Genomic DNA, 4,137 nt, shown 5'->3' with positions numbered 1-4,137 from the left:
CGAGTCAGCCCGGGTTTGGCTTCTTGGCGTTAATGCATTGGATTCCGTAGTTCATCAAATCACTGCAGTAACGCTTGAAGCGTTTATCGAACAAGATGACCTCGATGTTGTCCTCGCTTGGCAGTAGCCTGCCTATTGCTTGGACGCTCTTCATAACGACCAAGTCAATTGCCTTCAAGCCCCCTAGTCTCCAAACGCCTCATCACATTGCTTGGCAAAAGCGGGAGTGTTAGGAGCACTACTCGCCTGTAGCAATTCAACCTAACGCCCTCGGCGTACTTACCGAAGAACCTAAGCACCAGGTTCCTCCTACAAACATCATCCCTCCTAATCTCATCCTCGTAGACCGCGTTTTCGAGGAAAACCTCCTTACTCGATGTCGTGAATATGACCGTTGGCAAACCATCACTGAGCAACTCACCAAGTCTCTTGGTGACCTCGCCCCCCCTAAGCCTATCAATGTTCTCAGCCGTCATGACCAAGTCACCAACTGGCCTTAATGACTTGATTGTGCTCGACCTTGACGGTGGGTATTGAGCTCAGTATTGATGGCGGCAGTGTCGCTGACATCAGCAACACCCTCTTGTCGCTTGGCAATTCCAATCCCTCGAACTTGACGCCAACCAATGAGTCCGTGGAATCATCGAAGTAAACGATTGAAGACTCAATGAACGCCACCAAGTCATCGAGACTAACTAACTCATTGACCTCGCTGTCAATGGCTATTGTTAGGAGTAGCTCACTCAAGACGCCTTTGACTAATTCGGCGTTTTTGGCATCAACGCCCTCCATGCCGAGCCTATCAAACAAGACCTCAATACTCCTCCTCGGTATTGAGACAACCCTCGGAATCACCGCGTTGTGAGCCTCATCAACCACAACGCCATTGAACCTCTTGACGAACTTACCGAGCCTCGAGTAATTCATCAAAACAACCAAGTCCTTGAACTCGTTAACCAATTCCTTGATTAGGGATTCCTGAACACTGTATGGGCACAATTGATTGGTCTCACCCAACTCCCTAACCTCGGTGTAGTCCGAGGCTTTGATTAAGGACTTAATTAACGACTGGGGGGGGACAAGCTTATTGAATTGGCAGAATCCGCATGGCTTACGAATAATGAAGTCGCTGTGCCTATAGTTTTTCAGGCAAAGCCTCTCCCTACCAGTCGATAGGAAATACCTAACACCAAACACCCTCAACGCACTGCCTGCTTGGGTTAAGGCATTGATTAGGCTTGATGCCCAAACCCACCTGCCGCCAAGGCTCTTAATTACGAACGAGACAACAAAGCTCTTACCCCAACCAGTGGGTGCCTGTAATCCAGCGACGTCACGCTCACTGAGTAAAGCCAACAACCTATTAGCAACCTCCAATTGATCACTCCTCAGCTCAGCCATACAATCACCTCCTCAGGAGCACCGCAACGACGATTATGATTAGGGGTATCAACCATGGGGGGGCTAATTCAAAGGCCAATGCAGCAATCACCGCAATGCCGACACAATGCCTAGGAGCGTTAGCACAGCCCTCCGGGCACTGCTTCTCCTTCTCTTGAGCTCAGCCTCGTTTATCTTATCGATTATGAACCACCTAAGCCTATTCTCAACACCCTCGACCTCACGCCTAACAATGTCAACAATGCTTTGTTGATTGGATTGACTACTGATTAACCGCCTAAGCTCGTTGATTTCTTTGTCAAGCTCATCAATCCTCCTAACCACATCATCAATACTGCCTGACCTAGCCTCGTTAAGCAGCTGCCTTCTCAAATCCTCGATCTCCCTAACGAGGATCTTAATTACCTCTTTCTTAACCCTCTCAATATCTCTGGACCTCACGGAGTCTAGGTAGTCGAGGAGTTCATCCCTAAACTCCTCGAGTCTCCTATCGACGTAATCCTTGATTTGGGCGAGCACGTCATCACTGCTTGCCATCACCACCCACCCTCCTGACTATGTACGTGCCCTTGCGCCTATAGACGATTTCGTAGCCGTTCCTAACTAACTCGGCCACTAGGTAGCTGGTGACCAAGGCAATCAAGGCTCCGTAAGCCTTGTCCTCACCCAAGTGCCTAGCCAAGTACCTCCTGAGGGTAGCCGTAGTGAACTTGTAAAGGTCATTACTGTCCCTAACATTCAACTTGAGCCTAGGCAGTTCCTCGACAATGAACCTACGCAGTAACGGCAAAGCCCTACTTAGGTACTTGGCCCCCCCACAGCCATTACGCCCAGGGCCGCGCCAATGCGGGAGGCCCAGCCACCTGGATCACCCCCCCGAGGAATTCGCCCGGGCAAACCCCCCCAGGCGATATACCTCAGGGGCTCATCACCTCCACTAGAAATAATTAACTTGAATTAATAAGGGGGGGCAGTTTACAGTTGAGTTTCTTGTGGTGGTTCCTTTTATTAAATAAAATTATGATTAGGAGAAACGTGTTGTTTTTCGCTTTCTTTTACCTCCCTGGGTGTTTCCAATTACTAATCTTCTGAAGTGTATGAGTACGTTTAGAAATAGTGTTATTATCGTTAACGTAAGTATTGTTGACATGAAGTTCTGTGTAAATGTTAAGTATCTTGGAAAAACGTACTGTGAGTATGCCATGTACGTCAGTCCCGAGATTAAGGTGAAGGATATTACAACCATGATTATGGTTGCTAACCCAAGCCCCCCCTGGCAATGATGAATTCTAATCTATCTAGCATTAGCACGCTCCTATCGCCAACAAGCCTAATATCTCTAATGGCGCTCCATTCAATGACGATCGCCACAACCATCATAAATATGTCTAAGATGAATGTGGTATCCTCAACATAAGTAGGGATATAATTTATACTGCTGGTAGCATTATAATACTGCAATATCGTTCCGAGGAGTGATGATATAGACCCTGTTGAAATAAAGAAATAAATTGGTAGAAAGATAAGAAGAACAATTACTAAGTCCATGACTCCAATTATCGCCTGGCGATATCCAGAGCCTGGCATGTCTAAGCCAAGCCTAAATAAGTATGCATTAATTACGTATAGGACAATAATTACTATGGTAAAAAACGAGTATTGAAACGCTAGGTTTGACGGCATTGATTCGAAGTTTGATATGTCATATTGATAATTAATTAATTGTATAAAATCGGTTCTAATTTGCGTGTTATTAGATATTGCCTTTTCAATGCATTTTAATAATGCCGTGAAATTAATCTGCGTGGGCGTTATTAGCATGGTTATGTTAGGGCATACCTTAGCTAGTGCCTTAGCTACTTCCGGGTATAAGACTTCACTTTTAGCAAGGGCAATGAGCCCATTAGTGTAGGTATGCAGTGATGGCAGGATTACGCTAAAGCTAAACACTATCATTACAAGTGTTAATATAAGTATTGCAATCATAATACCGGTGATAATGTTTGGATGCCTCCGTAACCAATTTATTAAGCGAGAAGCCATATATGACGCTATTTCTACGGTATTTTTAAACTTATTGCTTAAGAACTCATGTGATACCTAGGTTAGCTTGATTTTGCATGGCATTGGTCCTCTGTGTCTCTTTGCCATTTCCTTGTCTGCGTTGTAGCCTGACTCCATTAGTAGCCTGTGTACTGTGTATGCGGTCCTCCTCGTGCCCATGTGCAGTTTACCCCTGAGGCTATCTCCTTAACCACGTGTAGGTAGGCAATGTTCCTAACCACATCGGCATCAGTGACTGCCTTGAAGGGCATTGCCCTTGGGTCTGCATCCACAACCCTAAGGCTGAGCCTTGGGATGCCTAGCCTACCTAGGAAGTACATCACTGAGTCCATGTACATGGATGGGTACGCAGTATGCAGCTTAAAGCCCTGGTTAACGGCTTTAATCAAGGCATCAATGCTTGTCCTAACGTACTCGAGACCCTTAATCGAGACGTCGCAATCGCCTATCTCGCAGTTGCGTAGCCAATGATTGCGTAGCCACCGAGTATTAGGCTCCTAGGCTCTATGTGGAAGATCAAGGCCTCCCAATGCATTCCCAAACACCCTCGAGGAGTTGGTCGTACTTGGGCCTCTTGAAGCCACCCTCCCTAATGACCTCGAGCCTAATGCCTTGAGCCTCTGCGCACTTCCTAAGCGTGGTCGTGTTTGTTCTTGGCTTAACCTCTGGATT

At 46.6% G+C, this 4,137-nt stretch carries 8 protein-coding genes; all 8 read right to left on the bottom strand.

Features of this window, described 5'->3' with window-relative positions; genetic code table 11:
• Positions 1-4: 4 nt before the first annotated feature.
• The 8 genes from JCM11216_RS20260 to JCM11216_RS13950 all read right to left on the bottom strand — a co-directional run bounded on the left by JCM11216_RS20260 (position 5) and on the right by JCM11216_RS13950 (position 3,854).
• The gene (locus JCM11216_RS20260; RefSeq protein WP_243676460.1) at positions 5-178 is read right to left on the bottom strand and encodes a hypothetical protein; all 174 of its coding nucleotides are present in this window, start codon (positions 176-178) and stop codon (positions 5-7) included.
• The gene (locus tag JCM11216_RS20255; protein ID WP_243676459.1) at positions 165-476 is read right to left on the bottom strand and encodes a hypothetical protein; all 312 of its coding nucleotides are present in this window, start codon (positions 474-476) and stop codon (positions 165-167) included. Before JCM11216_RS20255 ends, JCM11216_RS20260 begins: the two co-directional genes overlap by 14 nt.
• 7 nt (positions 477-483) lie before the next feature.
• Positions 484-1,401 (bottom strand): hypothetical protein, encoded by a 918-nt coding sequence (locus tag JCM11216_RS13970; protein ID WP_243676458.1) that lies wholly within the window; start codon positions 1,399-1,401, stop codon positions 484-486.
• 87 nt (positions 1,402-1,488) lie between these two features.
• The gene (locus JCM11216_RS13965; RefSeq protein WP_243676457.1) at positions 1,489-1,938 is read right to left on the bottom strand and encodes a hypothetical protein; all 450 of its coding nucleotides are present in this window, start codon (positions 1,936-1,938) and stop codon (positions 1,489-1,491) included.
• The gene (locus JCM11216_RS13960; RefSeq protein WP_054854590.1) at positions 1,925-2,191 is read right to left on the bottom strand and encodes a hypothetical protein; all 267 of its coding nucleotides are present in this window, start codon (positions 2,189-2,191) and stop codon (positions 1,925-1,927) included. Before JCM11216_RS13960 ends, JCM11216_RS13965 begins: the two co-directional genes overlap by 14 nt.
• Positions 2,192-2,425: 234 nt before the next feature.
• Entirely contained in the window at positions 2,426-2,647 is a 222-nt protein-coding gene (locus JCM11216_RS20250) for a hypothetical protein (RefSeq protein ID WP_243676456.1), read from the bottom strand.
• Positions 2,648-2,658: 11 nt separating this feature from the next.
• Positions 2,659-3,351: a hypothetical protein gene (locus JCM11216_RS13955; RefSeq protein ID WP_243676455.1), complete on the bottom strand. Its 693-nt coding sequence runs from the start codon at positions 3,349-3,351 to the stop codon at positions 2,659-2,661.
• A gap of 230 nt (positions 3,352-3,581) precedes the next feature.
• Entirely contained in the window at positions 3,582-3,854 is a 273-nt protein-coding gene (locus tag JCM11216_RS13950) for a hypothetical protein (RefSeq protein WP_054854588.1), read from the bottom strand.
• Between the last annotated feature and the right edge of the window lie 283 nt (positions 3,855-4,137).

Origin of the sequence: Vulcanisaeta distributa JCM 11216 (assembly GCF_001315985.1) — an archaeon.
Taxonomy (GTDB): Archaea; Thermoproteota; Thermoprotei; order Thermoproteales; family Thermocladiaceae; genus Vulcanisaeta; species Vulcanisaeta distributa_E.
The sequence above is the reverse complement of the archived record's forward strand: the minus strand, read 5'-3'. Positions and strand labels throughout refer to the sequence as shown.

Excerpts from the sequence above, each read along its gene's own strand:
- JCM11216_RS20255 (WP_243676459.1), bottom strand. The coding sequence starts at position 476 with ATGACGGCTGAGAACATTGATAGGCTTAGGGGGGGCGAGGTCACCAAG.
- JCM11216_RS13970 (WP_243676458.1), bottom strand. The coding sequence starts at position 1,401 with ATGGCTGAGCTGAGGAGTGATCAATTGGAGGTTGCTAATAGGTTGTTG.
- JCM11216_RS13965 (WP_243676457.1), bottom strand. The coding sequence starts at position 1,938 with ATGGCAAGCAGTGATGACGTGCTCGCCCAAATCAAGGATTACGTCGAT.
- JCM11216_RS20250 (WP_243676456.1), bottom strand. The coding sequence starts at position 2,647 with ATGGTTGTAATATCCTTCACCTTAATCTCGGGACTGACGTACATGGCA.